Source organism: Vibrio sp. KUL80, from assembly GCF_059725495.1.
In genome coordinates this window covers 1,664,172-1,680,859 of record NZ_AP045841.1, presented here as the reverse complement: position 1 = coordinate 1,680,859, position 16,688 = coordinate 1,664,172, and the positions used below count along the sequence as shown (strand labels likewise).

General features: G+C 44.6%; 15 protein-coding genes. 8 read left to right on the top strand and 7 right to left on the bottom strand.

What is annotated here, in order from left to right; genetic code table 11:
• Positions 1-54: 54 nt before the first annotated feature.
• Both AC6I8U_RS07790 and AC6I8U_RS07785 read right to left on the bottom strand, forming a co-directional pair.
• The gene (locus tag AC6I8U_RS07790) at positions 55-1,110 is read right to left on the bottom strand and encodes a DUF2955 domain-containing protein (RefSeq protein ID WP_498018246.1); all 1,056 of its coding nucleotides are present in this window, start codon (positions 1,108-1,110) and stop codon (positions 55-57) included.
• Complete coding sequence (locus AC6I8U_RS07785; protein ID WP_498018245.1) at positions 1,100-2,242, bottom strand: HlyD family secretion protein; 1,143 nt, start codon at positions 2,240-2,242, stop codon at positions 1,100-1,102. The genes AC6I8U_RS07790 and AC6I8U_RS07785 overlap by 11 nt, the downstream gene beginning before the upstream one ends.
• A 226-nt stretch (positions 2,243-2,468) precedes the next feature.
• On the opposite strand from AC6I8U_RS07785, the gene AC6I8U_RS07780 reads away from it, so the two are divergent.
• Complete coding sequence (locus AC6I8U_RS07780) at positions 2,469-3,491, top strand: helix-turn-helix domain-containing protein (RefSeq protein WP_498018244.1); 1,023 nt, start codon at positions 2,469-2,471, stop codon at positions 3,489-3,491.
• A gap of 40 nt (positions 3,492-3,531) precedes the next feature.
• Here AC6I8U_RS07780 and AC6I8U_RS07775 read toward each other — a convergent pair whose 3' ends face one another.
• The 5 genes from AC6I8U_RS07775 to AC6I8U_RS07755 form a co-directional block, all read right to left on the bottom strand.
• On the bottom strand, positions 3,532-4,584 hold the full coding sequence (locus AC6I8U_RS07775) for a hypothetical protein (RefSeq protein ID WP_498018243.1): 1,053 nt from the start codon (positions 4,582-4,584) through the stop codon (positions 3,532-3,534).
• A gap of 73 nt (positions 4,585-4,657) precedes the next feature.
• Complete coding sequence (locus AC6I8U_RS07770; protein ID WP_498018242.1) at positions 4,658-5,455, bottom strand: PhzF family phenazine biosynthesis protein; 798 nt, start codon at positions 5,453-5,455, stop codon at positions 4,658-4,660.
• A 9-nt stretch (positions 5,456-5,464) separates the two neighbouring features.
• Positions 5,465-6,139: a YoaK family protein gene (locus AC6I8U_RS07765; RefSeq protein WP_498018241.1), complete on the bottom strand. Its 675-nt coding sequence runs from the start codon at positions 6,137-6,139 to the stop codon at positions 5,465-5,467.
• Between the two features lie 84 nt (positions 6,140-6,223).
• Positions 6,224-6,715, bottom strand: a complete 492-nt coding sequence (locus AC6I8U_RS07760) for a GNAT family N-acetyltransferase (RefSeq protein ID WP_498018240.1) — start codon at positions 6,713-6,715, stop codon at positions 6,224-6,226.
• The gene (locus AC6I8U_RS07755) at positions 6,712-7,305 is read right to left on the bottom strand and encodes a DJ-1/PfpI family protein (protein ID WP_498018239.1); all 594 of its coding nucleotides are present in this window, start codon (positions 7,303-7,305) and stop codon (positions 6,712-6,714) included. Before AC6I8U_RS07755 ends, AC6I8U_RS07760 begins: the two co-directional genes overlap by 4 nt.
• Before the next feature lie 243 nt (positions 7,306-7,548).
• Between AC6I8U_RS07755 and AC6I8U_RS07750 the strand changes: the two genes are divergently transcribed.
• The 7 genes from AC6I8U_RS07750 (at position 7,549) to pdxY (ending at position 16,686) form a co-directional block, all read left to right on the top strand.
• On the top strand, positions 7,549-7,773 hold the full coding sequence (locus tag AC6I8U_RS07750; protein WP_042472885.1) for a DUF1656 domain-containing protein: 225 nt from the start codon (positions 7,549-7,551) through the stop codon (positions 7,771-7,773).
• A gap of 19 nt (positions 7,774-7,792) precedes the next feature.
• Positions 7,793-8,668, top strand: a complete 876-nt coding sequence (locus tag AC6I8U_RS07745; RefSeq protein WP_498018238.1) for an HlyD family secretion protein — start codon at positions 7,793-7,795, stop codon at positions 8,666-8,668.
• 3 nt (positions 8,669-8,671) lie between these two features.
• On the top strand, positions 8,672-10,030 hold the full coding sequence (locus tag AC6I8U_RS07740) for an FUSC family protein (protein ID WP_498018237.1): 1,359 nt from the start codon (positions 8,672-8,674) through the stop codon (positions 10,028-10,030).
• 226 nt (positions 10,031-10,256) lie between these two features.
• The gene (locus AC6I8U_RS07735) at positions 10,257-11,843 is read left to right on the top strand and encodes a bifunctional aspartate transaminase/aspartate 4-decarboxylase (protein ID WP_498018236.1); all 1,587 of its coding nucleotides are present in this window, start codon (positions 10,257-10,259) and stop codon (positions 11,841-11,843) included.
• Positions 11,844-12,310: 467 nt separating this feature from the next.
• A complete protein-coding gene (aspT, locus tag AC6I8U_RS07730; protein ID WP_446567276.1) occupies positions 12,311-14,026 on the top strand; it encodes an aspartate-alanine antiporter in 1,716 nt (571 codons plus the stop codon).
• Positions 14,027-14,151: 125 nt separating this feature from the next.
• Positions 14,152-15,738: a bifunctional aspartate transaminase/aspartate 4-decarboxylase gene (locus AC6I8U_RS07725; RefSeq protein WP_498018235.1), complete on the top strand. Its 1,587-nt coding sequence runs from the start codon at positions 14,152-14,154 to the stop codon at positions 15,736-15,738.
• Between the two features lie 90 nt (positions 15,739-15,828).
• Entirely contained in the window at positions 15,829-16,686 is an 858-nt protein-coding gene (gene pdxY / locus AC6I8U_RS07720) for a pyridoxal kinase PdxY (protein WP_498018234.1), read from the top strand.
• Positions 16,687-16,688: the final 2 nt, after the last annotated feature.

The window sequence follows — 16,688 nt, the reverse complement described above, 5'->3', positions numbered from 1 at the left end:
TTTTAGAAGGTCAAATATGACCTGAATTACCTATCTATTACCAAATGACAAAACCTAGTTCTTGGTCATCTGGCCTTTAAATTCCAGTACTTTCCACTGCCTAGTCTCGATAAAGAAGGCAGCAACGACCATGTAAACAGCGACGAGTGCGAGCAAACCCAAACGTATCCACATTTTTTCATCGATGACGCCAGAGCTCATTAGCGTGGTACCAATCAATACAAGAGCCGTATTGAGTGCTGTTGCGTAAATCGGCGCTTTTGCTGACTCTGTGTACATTTTGGTGCCTAACGTGATCGCCAATAAAGCGATGAACAATGTATAGAAGGCAATATTAGGCACTAAGGCTAGAACTCCAAATACGACAATCGCAATCACGCCACCAATCGCGTTACTGATAAGAAGAAAAGCACTCAGTTTTACCGACTTTTCACCTGTGATCATCAGGGAAAGCAGCGCGATAAAAATCATCGATAACAAGGCTTCGGAGATTTGAAAAATAAAAAACACACTAACCACTGGAAACGCGATAATCAAAGCGCGCAGCGCAGAGAACCATCGAAATTCATCCGATAGTGACACCGCTTGATAACTGGCGTGCTGCTCTTCTCGCTCAGGTAAGTAAATGTGGAGTAGAGCAAAAATGCCGACGGAAATAGCCCCAGATAAGCTCAGTCCTATGGCGAGAAAGATGGTTGTCCCAGTACTTTGAATAGCCATAAATGGCAGCATTAAAGTAGACATTAAAAGGATGGTTGCGAACAAGTTCCACTTTGGATCTAAGAACAAGAAGTAACCGATCATCATCAAACCGGCGACACTCGCTAACATAGGCACTGGATACTGCGAAAAACCAAGACTTAGTGCCACGCCAATCGCCACAGTGACGATCATTGCTAGTAGCAACTCATAAACGATATCGACATGAAGTACCCGTTTTTCAAACAAGAACTTCGCCGTGAAAATCGGCGCTACAAAAGCAAGTGGCCAATCTATCCAAGCAGCCAGAAATGTAGCGAGTGCAACACCGAGTGTGAAACGCAATATCCGCGTTTGAACCGCTGCTGGCAATACCTTCGTTGCTTGGCCGCTCAGTATTTTACCTGACATACGACATCCAACTTACAACTCGAATCCAAAGCTTTCCTAACAAATTGAACACTGTGCTGTCATCTGTATATACGACGACATCTGCTTGCCCGCCAATTCTTAATAGCCCAGTGGTATCCGCTGTATCAAACTCAATACTAACCGGCAGCATCTGCGTTTGTCGTAACCAACCTGTTTGATTATTAGCTTGAGCTAGCTTGCCTGCCTGGTTGCTCTGCCCCCAGTCAACGCCCCAGTCAACACTAGATATCGTCCCCTTCACCACTTTACCGGGAGCAAAATCCAGAGCGATCTCAACTTCATTACCTGGCTGAATGTTACCCAAGCTGTTTTCTCGAAAATATGCCTCAATCCAAATACTGTCAGTCGAGACAAATGTCATGATGGGCTGACCCGCACTCGCGTAAAAGCCTTCTGACAGGCTGAAGTTTGAGACACCACCATTGGTTGGCGCGCGAACAACGGTACGCTCGAGATCCAATTGCGCTTTTTCTAAAGCCAGCAGTGCCGCTTTGATCTGGCTATTCTCTTCACCTTCTGCACCAAGCTGTTTGTTCGCGCGATCTAGGTCGGCTTGTGCGTTTGCTACGTTTGCACGAGCAGTGGCAAGGCTAGCACGTGCTTTATCTGCCTCAGATACTGACACTACGCCCTTATCTGCAAGACCTAAAACGCGCCTTGTTTGTAGCTCGACGTTATCTCGTTCAACGGTCGCACTCGTCAACCTCGCTTGAGCGGATGCTATGCTTGCCGTTTGTGCACCTACGTTTTGTCCGGCAATCTCAAGATCTTGCTCTGCTTTTTTTACCGCTATTTGGTAATCAACGGGGTTGAGACTAACAAGTACATCGCCTTCAGAAACAAGTTGGTTTGGTTGAACCTGTATATCAATAACCTGACCCGATACCTGAGGTTTTACCGGAACCACATACCCTTGAACACGAGCATTGTCGGTTGACGGTATGATGCGATCAGAGGCAATACTTAAACCAAGGCTGGCGAGGATTAGCACTATTAATCCATTTGTGACCTTTTTTACCTTGTTTTGTTTTGCATCAGCTTGCTGCCTATCCGTTTCGGCTTGCTCTGTACTCTCGTCTGATTTTTGTTCTAATTCTGTTTTGTCGCTCATTACACAGCCCTTGTTTACAATTCTGAGACTTAGACCCTTTTAGGTATAGACTATATCGCTAGTAATTTAAAATTAATTGCTTTAAAAATTAGTAGATTAGCGACGGAAGCCATAATTAGATGAACACTTCTCATCCGGTGATAAGAGTATATTAGAAGTTCGCCAAAAGTTGCCATTTCACGCCAAAATACTAATCTAAGAGAACAACCACTGATAAAGCCAAACCATGTCTAGCAATCAAGAACCTATGACGAGCCTGATTAAATCGGGTTACGCTCGAATATTACTCGAGCTATTTCGCGAATATAACGAAGACCCGCACAAAGCAATTCGTGACTCAGGCTTGCCCCCGGACTTATTTGAGCTCGACCAAGAGTTTTTGCCTCAAGAACCCGTGAAGCGATTGTTGTATTTACTTGGCAATCAGCTAGGGATGAATAACTTTGGTGAACTCATCAGAACTGCCATCAAACAGAAGGCCTTGCCTAGGCTTCTTGGTGAGTTTGCAGAGTGTGAGACAGTTAGAGAAGCGCTAGAATGTTCGCGTGATGTTTTCGCCTTCGACTCAACAAATGTGCGCGTCGGCCTAGAAACAACGCACGGTCGAACATGGTATTGGTGCAAACGAGATTATGATGCCTCGCAGCCTTTCGTTTGGTCGGAGGTATGGGCGGTAGTTTATGCGATAGAAATGATTAGGGCATTAACGAAAACCAACTGGACACCAAAACAACTCAAGGTCCAGCATGATGAAATCGAGCTATATAAGGCAATAATCGGTAATTCTACTCAATACTTCGTGAGTAACGAGCGAATTGAGTGGCTAATCGAGGATGAGATTCTAGAACAGCGACCAATGATATCGTCGAAAGACACCGCTCCGAAAGCACCACTAGTTACATGGCATGCTAACTTTACCGACCAAGTGTTTACAGCTCTTATGCCCTATGTCAGGGAGCATAACCTCACACTGGACAACGCCGCTAAACTACTCAAAATGTCGCCTAGGACTTTGCAAAGACGTTTAAACGAGGAACGCACCAACTTCCGGCACATAAAAGACAATCTTGTGTTTACTGTCGCTGTAGAGATGATGGGAGAAGACCTATCGCTCACTCATATTGCAAGCCAACTTGGCTTTTCTGATATATCTCATTTCTCTAGATCTTTTAAACGAATCAGCGGTCTAACCCCCAAACTCTATCAACGCACGATCCTCAGCCTTAACAGCAACCATAGGTCTCCATAACCTCTGACTGGGCTGAGGTTATGGAGTTGGAACAAGCCTGCTATTCTGTTGGGCCTTCTTCTAATCGTGATTTTTGACCTAAACGATAGATATGCTCTGCTCTGGTGCCAAAGAGCCAAAAACTGGCGGCCAAGACTGCAAAGAACAAAGCTTTATGCGTCCCTTCCCAAAAGTACTCAATAAAACGGGTGTAAAAATTGACGAAGATAAAAATAAGACCGAACCCTCGATTCAACTCATCATCAAACTTGATTCCATGATACAGAGCAGCGATTGAGGCTATTAGTAACAACAGCGACCAATGTATCAATGAGAACTGGCTTACATCTCCCCAATCTGCAAAGTCTGCATAATTGCCGAAGATGGAAACAACCCAAAGCGACAAGAAAAATAGGATCAAGCCAAACGCTCGAGTGGTTAGAGCAAAATCTTCTTTCGACTTGAATCGGGTCTGTGCGAACATTCCCAAAGCAATAAGGAAAGCGCTAAATACGACAAATCGTAAAGGCATGCTCATCGCGAGAAAATAGCCGTTGTCACTCCATTGATAGGTTTCGAAACCAAACCAGGTTCCCAAGCTAAACAGCGAGCATACCCAAACTAAGAGCGATGGAATCCAGAGCCCCAACAACCCATAAACAATGGACGCAAGCAAAATAAGCTTGGAGAGACTGTCTGTTTCAATGACTTGTCCAATGAAATAGATCGATATAGCCGTGCTGACAATTCCGAGTACAAAAAACGCCTCGTTACTAAAGGTTTTGTCCGGTGATTGTTTTTTTCTTCTCACTCCAAAAAGGTAAAACGCTGCAGACACAATGGCAAAAAAGACGCTTTTGGCGATGTCTGGAGCGCTGAAAATGTTTTGGATGAGTTCGATCAGCCATTTATCAAGAAGTACTGACAGCACACTGAGCACAATACACAGTACTGCTATCCAAAAAGAGTATTTCGCAATGAGCGACCAATCTATCGTCGCGACATCATAGCTGCCTTTGAGCTTATTGTGGTCTTCTTGATCGATGACCCCCTCTTCCAACCACGTATCAATAGCATTATTGACTACACGACTCTCTCGTTTTGAAAGCTTCATTTAATGACTCTTCTACTCATCTATGCAGGTTCTAACGCGCTGTTATTGTCCTGACTATGTTTTGCTCGCCACACTAAACAAATAGTAGTGACTTAGCAAATAATACGGCATCACCTGATATCAAAACTCTGTCATTTTTTAGTAAACCGTATAAAACACCTGTGCGCTTTGACGCCTGAAAGGCCGTCAAATTGAGTTTACCAAGTCGCTCTGACCAATAAGGCATGAGTCCAGCATGAATTGAACCCGTAACGGGGTCTTCATCTCCACCATTCGCTGGCCAAAAATAACGAGAGACAAAGTCATACTCCGAAACATTGCTTGGCGCCGTAGCAACCACATCATAAGGGGCAAGTTCTTTTAGTGCCGCATTGTTTGTGACCAATTCAGTAACGTGTTTCGCATCGTCATAAATGGCAAAATAGGCTTGTTCGCTACACAAAACCTGTTTCGGTGTGATCGATAACCCATTGAGTAACTGCTGGGGGATATCAGTAACATTAAGTGGTTTACGAATAGGGAAGCTCATTTCTACCCTTCCACTTTCATCTTTGGATACCAGTAAATCCCCTACCGATTGTGTCGAGAATTTGATCTCGCCAGTTAGTCCAAGTTGCTCGAACAAAACATGAGACGAAGCCAAGGTTGCATGACCACAAAAATCAATTTCGGTTATCGGCGAAAACCAACGAATAAAGTAATGATTGTCAGCACACTTTCTTAGGAATGCGGTCTCCGAGAGATTATTTTCAATCGCGACGTTTTGCATCCACTGCACGTCATCGTAGTTGTCTACAATCACCACAGCAGCACTGTTACCTCGAAAAGGTGTATCGGTAAAAGCATCGACAATCCATTGTTCAAGCGCCATTCTCTTTCCTTAGTTCGCTCTGTTCGTGTAAGCAATGCGCTTACGGTAAATTCGGTACACGATAGCCAGTAGTATACAAGCCGTTGCAGGTACGGCAAGTGAAAGAAAAGCCAACCTATAGAACAACATAGCCCCTGCGATGCCCCCTAAAACAAAACCAAAAACGATGGTCACAAACAATTTCGCTTTTCGTTTATCGAAGGGTTCACCACGCAGTGAAGAACCAATCATGATGCCCAAGTCAGTCACGATCCCAGTTACATGGGTCGTCCTGACAACTGCGCCGCTGAAAGTTGTCGCAAGTGCATTTTGTAGTCCACATGCAGCCGAAGCGAAATAGGTTCCCATGTGCGAACCTTGGAAGAGAAAATAGGCAGCAATAAATAAAAACAAGCTTTCGATACAAAGTAGCCATTCGTATTGACGGCCAAGCTTTAGCGATACATTAGAAATGAAAAGACCGGAGATAGCGGAACCAGCCAAAAAGCTTAAGACGATCGCAAACAAATACCCTGCCGCTGACCAATCATTAAAAAGCTGCGTACCTAGCAGTGTCGCCGTCCCCGATAGATGAGAGATCGCTTGATGTTGAAATCCCATCAATCCTACCGCGTTTACCGTCCCTGCTAGCAGCGCAAGAATAAAGGCTCCAGATTCAATCCAACGTGGCAATTTAGAAATCAAGTGAGTACCTCACGACAAAAAAGCAGGTTAACGACGACAAAATAGTTCACACCGTCAAAGACGAAGCGTGCATCATAGTCCTATCTAGCGTGGTTTCTTTGATTTGAAGCACATAATGTGCTGCGGACCAGCCGCACCACCTAAATACAGTTCTCCTGTGTCCACAAAACCTACCTTTTGGTACAGCTGATAGGCAATCGTGTTATTGCAATTTACTGTTAAATACAGGTCACACGGGGCTATGCTAAGCCAAGAATCGAACTCCTCAGTAATTAAACTCAGTGACGACTTCGCAAGACCAAGCCCCTGATAGCGCTGGTCTATAAAGTATGCACGTAAGCCGACCGCACCAGCGGGCGCATCCTTCATCGTGTTGGCATAATCTCGGTCGAGTAAAAAGAAACCTACAGCTATTTCATTGGAATAGATGACCCATTGTGTCTCTGAGGGTTTAGATAAGCTCGCGTAGACAATTTCTGAAGTAATGCCGACAAAAGGGAGTTGGCTTTCGTCAACAGAGAGGTTAACTAACTCCTCGGTAACGGGAATCTCAACTTTTCTGATAACTAAAGTCACAAAATAACCCCGTTCTCATTCCAATCAAACTCCATCTGTTTTGCCGTTTTTAGTGCTATTTCCCTACCTTTTAGTTTTTCCACGAGCCTCAAGCTCATATCTATACCGGCTGATATTCCGCCAGATGTTACTAAGCGACCGAGATCAACCCAACGAACGTCGGGTTTAACCGTTAAGTTAGGAAATTTTGATTTCAAATCACCTTGATCCTCCCAATGGGTGGTGACAGTTTGATCGGTAATAACCCCTGCTTGAGCCAGCAAAAAGGCGCCTGTACACACTGAAGAGACTAGATCGGCCTCTTTGGAAACTTTCGCGATCCAGTCCATAGATTTCACATTGGTCATCTCTGGCTCATGTATACCGCCGGGGATGACTACCACATCCAACTTTGGGTGGCTGAGGATTGAGTAATCCGACTGAACATTAAAACCTCCACGGGCACTTACTTCACCATGACTGCTAGACAGTAAACTCACATTCCACTTATCTTCATCAGGCAAAAATCGATTTGCCGTAGAAAACACCTCGAACGGACCTGCGAAATCCAATACCTCGACGTCTTTGTAGATATAAATTCCAATGTTCATCTCAACCGTCCTTTGTTAATACCCTGTTATCAACACTATTCAGTTCCCGCGAAAATTTCAACTTATTCGTCTCAAACTATCCTTTGTTGAACAGAGTGTTAGCTAAAACAGAGGGTACGATCCTACATAACCGATTTATTGAAAAGGCACTTCCCATTTAACCTTTACTTCATCAACGTATCAGTTCCTTCTCCGTTTCCTTTTCTGATACGAAATTACTATTTGAAAAAGGCGAATCACACTATGAATGAACTGTCGTTCAGCATGCCCCACGAGCTTGAGTTTGCCGGGATTTATTTCCCCCCTCTTCTGCTCACTTGCGCATGCGGTTATTTACTAGCCCTAATAACAAGTAAGTTCATCGTGCGCAGAAAATGGCACCGATACTTCGCTGGTTATGCGTTGGTCGAGATTGCTATTGCAGCTGTTTACGTGGTTCTGCTCAACAAATATATCGTTTGGTCGTAATTTAAAGAAAGGTTTTCCCGTGTTAAAGAAACTCATCACTACCATTGCTGTTTTAGCTATTGTCGGTTATTTCACCTATGACAACTACGCAAGTTATATCGAGAACCCATGGACACGGGACGGTCAGATTCGCGCCGATATTATTCAGATTACCCCACGAGTTACTGGGCCAGTAATCGAGCTCAATGTCGAAGACAACAGTCACGTTAAAAAAGGCGATGTACTATTTAAAATCGATCCGAGCACTTTTGAGGCAGCAAAAGATCAAGCATACGCGAACCTACTTCAGGCTAAAGCGCTTCTTGACCGTGCTATCAATGAAGAAAGACGTTCTGTAGAGCTTGAACGTCGTAAACCTGGCGCTGTACCTGTGTTGACTCTCAATAATCTAGCCAACGATGTACAAACTTCCCGTGCAAACTTAAAAGCGGCTGAAGCGGGCTATGAAGCTGCTTCGTTAAATCTTGAGTTCACTACGGTGACCGCTCCAACTGAAGGTTACATCACTAATCTCAATCTACAAGAAGGATCGCAAGTGGTAGCGAACCAACCTGTTGTTGCGCTGATTGACGATGACAGCTTTTGGGTAGAAGGCTTCTTTGAAGAGACCGATCTTCGCCATATCCGAACTGGTTCTCTAGCCCAAGTAACGCTTATGTCTCACCCTGACCGCCCATTGGCTGGTCATGTTAAAAGCCTGGGTTACGGGATTTCAAAAGCCGATGGCAGCACGGGCTCGTTCCTACTGCCGAATGTAAACCCAAACTTCCAATGGATCCGTCTAGCGCAACGTATTCCTGTGCAGGTAAAGCTGGATAATCCGCCAGAAGATATCCAATTGATCGTTGGTGCGACGGCATCTGTTTTAGTGAGTAAACATCAACAGGCAGAGTAGAACATGAAGATTGATATCCATAATGCTCTAAAATTGGCTATTTCGGTACCGCTAGCTCTTTTGCTAGCGTTATCCTTCGGTTGGGAAAAGCCATACTGGGCGGCAACTACGGTTATTATCCTTTCTACGAACGAGTCGTTTGGTCATTCCTTGAAAACCGGGCGAGAACGTATTCTGGGCGCTGGCATAGGTGCGATTCTAGCGTTCATATTGGTGTCTTTATTTCCACAAGACCCAGCTCTCTTTATCACAGCGTTTGTAACAGTCGCCGCGATCCTTATCTATTTAGGCGGTTGTCTGCACCACGGTTACTTATTCAAAATGGCATTCGTCGTTTGTACTCTTATTGCCTTTGTGGGCAATTTCGACAATGTCACGACATTCAATATGGCAATTACGCGAGTCCAGGAGACGATTCTCGGTGTATTGGTGTTCACCTTTGTCTATAGCTTTCTGTGGCCACAAAAAACGGAAGACTTAATTTTCGAGCAGTTTGCCACTTTGGTAAAACAATACCGAAAAACTATCGTCGATTATCGATTCGAGCACAGTAAGAAGCTAGAATTGGATACTCTTAAAACGAACATTGAACGCACAAAATCACTGCTTGCGCTCCCACTTCACGGAAGTTATGACCTGAAAAGCAATGTTGATAAGTATCGCATCGTATTGGCGTCTTTTATCGAGTCAGTCGATAGACTAGAACAACCAGAGTTATTTGACCTAGACTGGCACAGCCATCGATGTGCTGAACTGAATAGTACTGTCAACAAAAACAGTATCGATCAGCTTAGCTTCGACGATTTGCATACCCTATTGCTAGATTCTGCATGGGATGATGAAACGCTATATAAAGCGACTAAACGTAGTCTGACATTATTCACTAACTATCAGCAAAGGCTTGTTGTCGCCGCCCAAAACGTCTGCGTGTTCATCTCGGCGTTTCTTCTTTGGATATATTTGGCAATTCCCGGTGGAACTGTCTTTCCGATGCTTGCGTGCGTCATGGCTAGTGCGATGACTTCGATGCCGAAAGCCTATATTAATAATGTCATTTTAGGGTTCATTATTTTTGCAACGTTCGTCTTGTTACAGTTTGTGTTGATTCTACCGTCGCTCACAGAAGCTTGGCAGTTAGCCATCTTCTATTTTGCCAACTTGATGGTTATGTCGATCGGTTGTGACGTACTTAAACAGCCTCTCCAAAAAATGATAGGACCACAAATGCTTGTTGTCCTTACCAATGGACCATTACATTTAACGCCAAGCTTCGATATACAGACGCCACTCATCATGGTGATCTTTGTCTTTCTATCTTTAGCACTCGGCAAGTTTTATATAGACCTAATACATAACGATTAATATTGAATAGCTGCCACATGGCAGCTTTTTTTTACCGATTTTTGTACCCGATGAACTCACCCTACAAAAGCGATTTATTCATTTTTTACTCTTACCTTATTATTCCGTCATCAGGACAAGGTACTCGTTACCCGCATAGGAATGTAACAAATAATGGTGAGTGGAATAGTGCCACCATCATCAAGATTAACTATCTACGTACAGACTGAATTATAGGTTATTAACTATGTCTAACATCGACTTCTCACAATTCGAAAACCTAAGCCCATTTGAACTTAAAGACAAACTTATCGAAGTGGCAAAAACCACTCCTGACCGCATGCTGATGGATGCGGGTCGTGGTAACCCTAACTTCCTAGCAACGCTACCTCGTCACGCTTTCCTTCGCTTAGGTGACTTCGCAATGCAAGAAGCTGAGCGCAACTACGCTTACCTAGATGCAGGCTTCGGCGGCATCCCAGATGGTAAAGGCATCGTTGAGCGTTTCGATACGTTCGTAGGTAAAGCCGGTGACTCTGAAGGTGTTCGTTTCCTAGAAAAAGCGCTGAGCTACGCAAAAGACCGCCTAGGTATCGACAAGCAAGAGTTCCTAAACGAACTCGTTCTAGCATTCCTTGGCTGTAACTACCCTGTTCCTCCTCGCATGCTTGTGAACATCGAAAAAGTGGTTAAGCAATACATCGCTGAAGAGATGTACGGCCCAATGCCAACGACGACTAACTTTGACCTATTCGCAACTGAAGGCGGCACTGCGTCAATGACGTACACCTTCCAAACCATGTTCCACAATGGTCTGCTGAAGAAAGGTGACAAGGTTGCACTGACTACGCCTATCTTCACTCCGTACCTAGAAATCCCTGAGCTTTCTGAGTACGAACTGGAAATCGTAGAAATTCGTCTAGACGAGAAAACTTGGCAGCTACCTCAATCTGAGATTGAAAAGCTAGCAGACGAGCAAATCAAGCTGCTTTGTGTGGTAAACCCGGCAAACCCTGCGTCTGTGAAGTTCTCTGACGACACGCTAGACCGACTAACTTCATTTGTAGAACAGCAGCGTAAAGACCTATTCATCATTACTGATGACGTATACGGCACATTCGCAGATAACTTTGTATCGCTATTTGCAAAACTGCCATACAACACGCTTTGTGTGTACTCATTCTCAAAATACTTCGGTGCTACAGGCTGGCGTCTAGGCACTATCGCCATTCAAGACAACAACGTGTTTGATGACGCGATGCGTGCACTACCAGAAGCACAACAGCTTCAGCTTGATGACCGCTACAAAACACTGACCCCAACGCCGCGTGACATTAAGTTCATCGACCGCATCGTTGCAGACAGCCGTGCAGTAGCCCTTAACCACACTGCGGGTCTTTCGCTACCACAACAGGTTCAAATGGCGATGTTCTCTCTGAACTGCCTAATGGATCTAGAAGACAAGTACAAAGACGCATGTAAACGCATCATCCGTGAGCGCTTCAACACGCTTTACGAAAACATGGGTATTACTGTCGAAGAAGACAAAGACCGCGTGGATTACTACACACTACTTGAGCTAGACACCCTAGGTGGCAAGCTTTACGGCGACGAATTTGTTCAATGGTTTAAAGAAAGCAACAAAGGTAAAGACTTCTTGTTCCGCCTTGCTCATGAAACAGGTGTTATCTTGCTTCCTGGTAAAGGCTTCGATGTGGTACACGCATCTGTACGTGTGTCACTCGCTAACCTAACTCACCACGAGTATGAATTGATTGGTCGTGAAACTCGCCGCGTACTTGATGAGTACTATGCAGAGTTCATCGCTAGCTAATTTTACCCCACAGACAACGCCTCGCTATTTAGCGAGGCGTTTTTATACCTAGCGCATTAATAATATAACACCAACCAAATTCCAACTAAATTCCAACTAAATTCCAACTAAATTCCAACTAAATTCCAACTAAATTCCAACTAGCGCACATACACCCGATTTATTCCCTGCACAAACAACACCTACTAACTTTTTTAAATTAAATTTATATTTCTCAAAAATTAGACCCACCGTTAGATAGTCAAGATAGCACCACAAAATCAACAACTTAGCTAGATTTGATCATTAAAAAACCACTATAACTCTACTGACGATGACTTCATCCTACAAACGTGATTTATTCAATCTGACAAGTCACTTTATTATTATCACATCAAGACAACAACGACACTTGATTAGCAAAGACTGCAACTCAGCTTTCACGGAAGACTCTTAATTAATTATATAAACTCAACTGGAGCTATATTATGGACTTTGTTCATACTTTAATTCAAAGCTCACCATTTATTGCACTATTCATTACCCTATCACTAGGTTATTTGGTAGGTAAGATAACAATTGGTCGCTTTGTTCTTGGTGGTGTCGCAGGCACACTATTAATGGGCGTATTAATTGGTCAATTTGGTGTTCATATCGACCCAGGTGTTAAGAGTATTTTCTTCGCACTATTTATTTATGCCGTAGGTTTCCAAGGCGGTCCGCAATTCTTTAGCGCACTGAACTTCAGAACCATCAACATTTTGATGTCGGCTGTTGTAATGACGGTCTCAGGCCTTCTATGTGTTCTGGCGGCAGCGTGGTTCTTTGACCTTGACCGAGGTACAGCAGCAGGTCTTGCAGCCGGTGGTCTAACTCAGTCAGCAATCATCGGTACCGCTGGTGACGCAATCAGCAAACTTGCTGGTGTGACTGAAGAAGCGAAGCACATCATGCAAACCAACGTAGCAGTAGGTTACGCGGTAACATACATCTTCGGTTCTCTAGGTCCAATCTTAATGGTGACTTGGATTATCCCAACCATGATGAAATGGGACATCCGCGGCGAAGCTATCAAACTCGCTGAGAAAATGTCTGGCGGCAAACCTGAGCTCAACCCAGGTGAGTTTAACGCGATTTCACAACTAGAGTCTCGCGCATTCCAAGTGACTAACTCTTGTAGCGTATATGGCAAAACCATCGCACAAGTAAACGAAAAACTTGTAGACGTTGCGATTGAAGTTATCGAACGTGACGGTAAAGAGATCGAGCTAGAGAAATTCACAGCTATCAATGAAGGTGACGTCATCGTTGTGACTGGTCGTCGTAAAGCAGTGAACAAGTTCGCGAAACACCTAGGTCAAGAAGTTGTCGACCTAGACGAGAAATTCACGCTTATCGAAGAAAACCGTCAGCTCATTGCGACAGACAAAAAGCTTATCGGTAAAACCCTTAAACAGGTTAAACAAGAGTCTAATGCAGATGCACTTCGCGGCGTATACGTTACAGACTACATTCGCGGCGGCAACTCTATTGAAGTGACTGAAAACCTTGTTGTTCAGAAAAACGACATCATTCAGTTGACAGGTAAGCCAACAGACATCAACAAAGTTGAAAGCAACATTGGTAAACGCCTTGGCTCAAGTGTTGTGACTGACTACGTCATGTTCGGTCTTGGTATGGCGCTAGGTGTCCTTATCGGCATGATCAGCTTTAAGATTGCAGGTATCCCGGTCACTATCGGCTCAGGTGCTGGCTGTTTGATCTCTGGCCTAATGATGGGCTGGCTACGCAGCAAAAAACCAAGTGTGGCCTCGTTCCCTGTTGGTGCGTCTAACTTCCTTCGTGACTTCGGTCTGGCTATTTTCGTCGGCATCGTAGGTCTAGAAGCGGGCCCACAAGCAGTAAGCACAATCCAAGAACACGGCTTGTCACTTCTATTCCTAGGGTTTGGTGTGACATTGATTCCTCAGTTCATCGGTTTCTTCGTGTCTTACTACGTACTGAAAATTCGCAATCCAATTGAAGGCCTAGCAGCCGTAAGTGGTGGTCGAAGCGCAAATCCAGCATTTGCTGCGCTACTAGAGAAAGCAGGTAACTCATCTCCAGTATTCGCCTTCACCGTGACTTACGCAGTAGCAAACGTACTGCTAACCCTTTGGGGACCTATCATCGTTGGCATCATTACTACCAATGTTCCGATGTAACCAAGTCCCAACGTAACGCATTAATCGAAATGAGCGGGAGTGTTCCGTCCCGCCTTTTCAACCAAATTTCAGCCAAACGAACCTGTTCGTTTGCTAACGATTCAAAAAATTCAAGGTAATTTATTATGTCTAACATCGACTTCTCACAATTCGAAAACCTAAGCCCGTTCGAACTTAAAGACAAACTTATCGAAGTGGCAAAAACCACTCCAGACCGCATGCTGATGGATGCAGGTCGTGGTAACCCTAACTTCCTAGCAACGCTACCTCGTCACGCTTTCCTTCGCTTAGGTGACTTCGCAATGCAAGAAGCTGAACGCAACTACGCTTACCTAGATGCAGGCTTCGGCGGCATCCCAGATGGTAAAGGCATCGTTGAGCGTTTCGATACGTTCGTAGGTAAAGCCGGTGACTCTGAAGGTGTTCGTTTCCTAGAAAAAGCGCTGAGCTACGCAAAAGACCGCCTAGGTATTGACAAGCAAGAGTTCCTAAACGAACTCGTTCTCGCATTCCTTGGCTGTAACTACCCTGTTCCTCCTCGCATGCTTGTGAACATCGAAAAAGTGGTTAAGCAATACATCGCTGAAGAGATGTACGGCCCAATGCCAACGACGACTAACTTTGACCTATTCGCAACTGAAGGCGGCACTGCGTCAATGACGTACACCTTCCAAACCATGTTCCACAATGGTCTGCTGAAGAAAGGTGACAAGGTTGCACTGACTACGCCTATCTTCACTCCGTACCTAGAAATCCCTGAGCTTTCTGAGTACGAACTGGAAATCGTAGAAATTCGTCTAGACGAGAAAACTTGGCAGCTTCCTCAATCTGAGATTGAAAAGCTAGCAGATGAGCAAATCAAGCTGCTTTGTGTGGTAAACCCAGCAAACCCTGCGTCTGTGAAGTTCTCTGACGACACGCTAGACCGTCTAACTTCATTTGTAGAACAGCAGCGTAAAGACCTATTCATCATTACGGATGACGTATACGGCACATTCGCAGATAACTTCGTATCGCTATTTGCCAAACTGCCATACAACACACTTTGTGTGTACTCATTCTCAAAATACTTCGGTGCAACAGGCTGGCGTCTAGGCACTATCGCCATTCAAGACAACAACGTGTTTGATGATGCGATGCGTGCACTACCAGAAGCACAACAGCTTCAGCTTGATGACCGTTACAAAACACTGACTCCAACACCGCGCGACATTAAATTCATCGACCGCATTGTTGCAGACAGCCGTGCAGTAGCCCTTAACCACACTGCGGGTCTTTCGCTACCACAACAAGTTCAAATGGCGATGTTCTCTCTGAACTGCCTCATGGACCTAGAAGACAAGTACAAAGACGCATGTAAACGCATCATCCGTGAGCGCTTCAACACGCTTTACGAAAACATGGGTATTACTGTCGAAGAAGACAAAGACCGCGTGGATTACTACACACTACTTGAGCTAGACACCCTAGGTGGCAAGCTTTACGGCGACGAATTTGTTCAATGGTTTAAAGAAAGCGGCAAAGGCAAAGACTTCTTGTTCCGCCTTGCTCACGAAACCGGTGTCATCTTGCTGCCAGGTAAAGGTTTTGATGTTGTGCACGCGTCTGTACGTGTATCACTCGCTAACCTAACCCACCACGAGTATGAGTTGATTGGCCGCGAAACTCGCCGTGTACTTGATGAGTACTTCCAAGAGTTTATGGCTCAGTAATCAGACTTAAGCCTCGCTCAGCGGGGCTTTATTTTTCCCTCATAAAGAAAAGCACTCAGTTGGCTTTTCAACCAAAAGAAGAAGTACGCTATGAAAGGTATTATTTCTATTCAATCGCACGTTGTTTATGGGCGTGCTGGGAACAGTGCCGCTGTTTTCCCGCTACAAAGACTTGGCTTTGAAGTATGGCCAATCCACACTGTTCAATTCTCAAACCATACACAATACAAACAAGGTTGGACTGGATACGCATTTCACCCAAGTATCATTGGTGAGCTTACTCTCGGGCTCAACAAGATTGGTGCTTTAAAAGATTGTGACGCCATTTTATCAGGTTACTTAGGTAGCGCAGCACAAGCGCACGAAGTCTTAAAGCTAGTAAACAAAGTAAAAACAGAGAACCCAAATGCGCTTTACGTATGTGACCCTGTTATGGGAGATTCAGAAAAAGGCTGCATTTTAGAACCTGAAATAACGGATGAATTGATCACGCATCTCATGCCAGCAGCAGATGTAATTATTCCCAATCAATTTGAGCTTACTCAATTCACAGGTATTGAAATCACTTCTCTCCAAGAAGCAGTTAGAGCCTGTCGAAAAGCGCTGACCATGGGACCAAAGGTCGTACTGGTGAAACACCTTCATGGTATTTCAAACAATATCTTCACCATGATGCTCGCGACAGAAGAACATTGCTATATGGTTCAGCGTCCTTTTCTAGATTTCGAACGTGAACCCGTGGGCGTTGGTGACCTTATCTCAGCTCTCTTTACAGCTGGACTATTAAGCGAACTTTCGCCAGTTAAAGCGTTTGAACATGCGAATAACGCATGTTATGGCGTATTACGAGAAACACACAGACGTAACGAATGGGAACTTCAAACTGTGGCTGCCCAGCAGAGCCTCGTTGACCCTAAAGATCGTTTCTGTGCCAGTCAGCTCGCGTAAGG